The sequence below is a fragment of the Duganella vulcania genome (assembly GCF_009857655.1).
Taxonomy (GTDB): Bacteria; Pseudomonadota; Gammaproteobacteria; order Burkholderiales; family Burkholderiaceae_D; genus Rugamonas; species Rugamonas vulcania.
The window spans coordinates 1-2492 of the sequence record NZ_WWCX01000218.1 but is presented as its reverse complement, the minus strand read 5'-3'; the positions used below and the strand labels follow the sequence as shown (position 1 = coordinate 2492).

The window sequence follows — 2492 nt, the reverse complement described above, 5'->3', positions numbered from 1 at the left end:
ATCCCGAACAGGACCGTGAAACAACTCTGCGCCGATGATAGTGCTGCAACCAGTGTGAAAGTAGGTTATCGTCAGGCTAGTTATACTAAAAAGCCCACCAAGTGATCTTGGTGGGCTTTTTTTCGTCCATAAATCTCATGGCGTAGAGGCATAGCCCTGCGGCCAGAGGCGGGCCGCAGGGCTATGTAAGCTTCGAGCCGTCAATAGCCGAAGACGAGCTTTATTTGACGCAGGCAGCGTCAGAACTGGTAGCGCACGCCGAACGAGATCAGTGAGACTTCGCTCTTGGTGAGGTAGCTGCCTTCCAGGCTTACCGACCAGCTGCGGTTGAAGGCGTAACGTGCGCCCAGGCCGACCATCGGATCGGTATCGGTGCGGTCGCCCATCGAGGAGCGGGTAGCTTTCATTGTCGTGCGTCCGACACCGGCGCGGCCGAACAAACTGAAGTGGGAGTCGAGCGGCAAGGTGCCCATCAGCGCGATGCCGTAATGGCTATCCGGGTAATAACCTGCCTCGGACAAAAAACCGCGGAAGGGGGAGAAGCTCAGGCTGCGCGTATAGACTTCGAAACCAAAGTTGGGCGTGTACTGGTAGCCGGCGGCAGCGCCCAGCGAGATGTCGTTGCTGCTGTCGGCATATTTCGATGAAACGGAGGCGCGGGCCATGTCGACACCGACATATACGCCTGGTTCGAAGGAAGCCGCAAATGCGGGCGCGGCGGCACCCAGTAACGCAAGCGCCGCAGCGCCGCAAAGGATAGATCGCATATTACTCCTGATGAAAAATGCAGCATTGGCGGATTTGCAATGCTGCCATCGCCGCATACTATCCGGTTATTGTTTTTAAATCAACCTTCGTGACATCTGGGGCGGCCTAAGGAAAACTTGTCATTTGCGCCGGCCGCACCGTCAGATGACGCCGCATGGCGTTGGCTTCCTCGCCAGGGCTACGGCCAAAGTAGCGTTTGAACTCGCGGCTGAATTGGGACGGGCTCTCGTAGCCGACTTGGGCCGACGCCGCCTGGGCAGTCATGTCATTACGCGCCATCAGGAGCCGGGCCTGGTGAAGGCGGGCCGATTTCAAATACTGGATCGGCGAACATTGCGTCACCGCCTTGAAATGCACATGGAAGGCCGGCACGCTCATGCTGGCCTCGGCCGCCAGCGTGCCAACGTCGATGTCGGCGGCGTAGTCAGCGTGGATGCGGCGTAGCGCCTTGGCGATCCGTCCGAACTGCCCCTGGCTGGTCAGCGCCGCGCGCATTGCCGCGCCTTGCTCCCCCATCAGCACGCGATAGCAAATTTCACGCACAATGCCGGGGCCGAGCACGCGCGCCTCCAGGGGCGAGTTCAGCGCTTCAAGCAGGCGCAACACGGTCTCGCTCAGGCGCTCATCCATGCGCGTGGTCATCATGCCCTTGGGCATGGCGGGCAGCTCGTTCTGGATCTGATCGATGGCGAACATCAGATCGGCCAGGGTGGTGCGGTCGACCCGGATCGACAACCCCAGGAAGGGTTCTTCCTCAGTGGCCTCGGTGGCGCTGGTGAAGGGCATAGGAACCGCCACCACCAGATAATGGTCCGCGTCGAATTCCAGCACATCGTTGCCGAAATAGGCGCGCTTGCGCCCCTGCAGCACGATGGCAATGCAAGGATCGGACATGGCTGGCGTCTTGGTGGTGCTGCAGTTCGAGCGCGTCAGGCGTACGTCGTCCAGCGCCGTCAAGGTATAACCCTCGGCATGCGCTAGCTGTTGATGTAGGGCGATCATGCGTTTCACGCAGGCTCCTTCAATTCACTGATGAATAGGAATGATCCATGATTCTCCACATCGTCGCTACCAATGTCCTGCGCTTTTATAGGATTAGGCAATAAGTGCATAGGCATGTGCATTCGCAGCATTTGCTTGAGGCCGTAAGATGCAGCCTGGTGTTATTGCTTTGAAGGGAGCGCGTCATGACAGCAGCTATTCAAACACATCGAAAGGTGATCCTGATTGCCGGCGCCTGCCGGGGAAGCGGTCCGGCGACGGCGCGCCAGCTGGCTGGCGAGGGACACCACGTCGTGCTCGGTGCGCGCCGCTCCAGCAAACTTACCGCTTTGGTTACCGAGATCCGCAAGGCTGGTGGGTCGGCCGAGTGGTATGCGCTGGACGTCAGCCAGCCGGCCGAGATGCGCGAATTCCTGGCATTTGCCGAGGATGTACACAAGCGCGTGGACGTTGTCATCCATAACGCATGATGAGCGTGAAGAAAGTCCTTGTCAATTTGGGTGAGCATTTGCTATAGTTCGCCCCCTCGCAGAACACAGCACATGTTGCTGAGTGAAGCGGGAAAAAGAAAGGCTTGACGAGATAAACGAAACAGTTCATAATCTTGCCTCTTCGCTGATGAACACAACGCTTCTTCAGCAAGCAGTACCGAATAAAGTTCTTTAAAAATTAACAGTCGATAAGTGTGGACGTTTGATGAAAGTGCACAGCAGACTAGTTCT

General features: G+C 57.7%; 4 protein-coding genes. 1 reads left to right on the top strand and 3 read right to left on the bottom strand.

All coding sequences use genetic code 11. The annotated features are described in order from the left end of the window. Positions 1-239: 239 nt before the first annotated feature. Together GTP90_RS35420 and GTP90_RS35415 are read right to left on the bottom strand one after the other, a co-directional pair. Positions 240-767 carry an outer membrane protein gene (locus GTP90_RS35420; RefSeq protein ID WP_161087890.1) on the bottom strand — a complete coding sequence of 176 codons (528 nt, stop codon included), beginning with the start codon at positions 765-767 and terminating at the stop codon, positions 240-242. A 106-nt stretch (positions 768-873) separates the two neighbouring features. Further along, positions 874-1770 (bottom strand): AraC family transcriptional regulator, encoded by an 897-nt coding sequence (locus GTP90_RS35415; protein WP_161087891.1) that lies wholly within the window; start codon positions 1768-1770, stop codon positions 874-876. 185 nt (positions 1771-1955) lie between these two features. Here GTP90_RS35415 and GTP90_RS35410 point away from each other — a divergent pair, with 185 nt between their 5' ends. Then, the gene (locus GTP90_RS35410; protein ID WP_161087889.1) at positions 1956-2240 is read left to right on the top strand and encodes an SDR family NAD(P)-dependent oxidoreductase; all 285 of its coding nucleotides are present in this window, start codon (positions 1956-1958) and stop codon (positions 2238-2240) included. 41 nt (positions 2241-2281) lie between these two features. Here the strand turns inward: GTP90_RS35410 and GTP90_RS36725 are convergent. Then, the coding region (locus GTP90_RS36725) for a hypothetical protein (RefSeq protein ID WP_217432065.1) at positions 2282-2492 on the bottom strand (211 nt) is incomplete at its 5' end.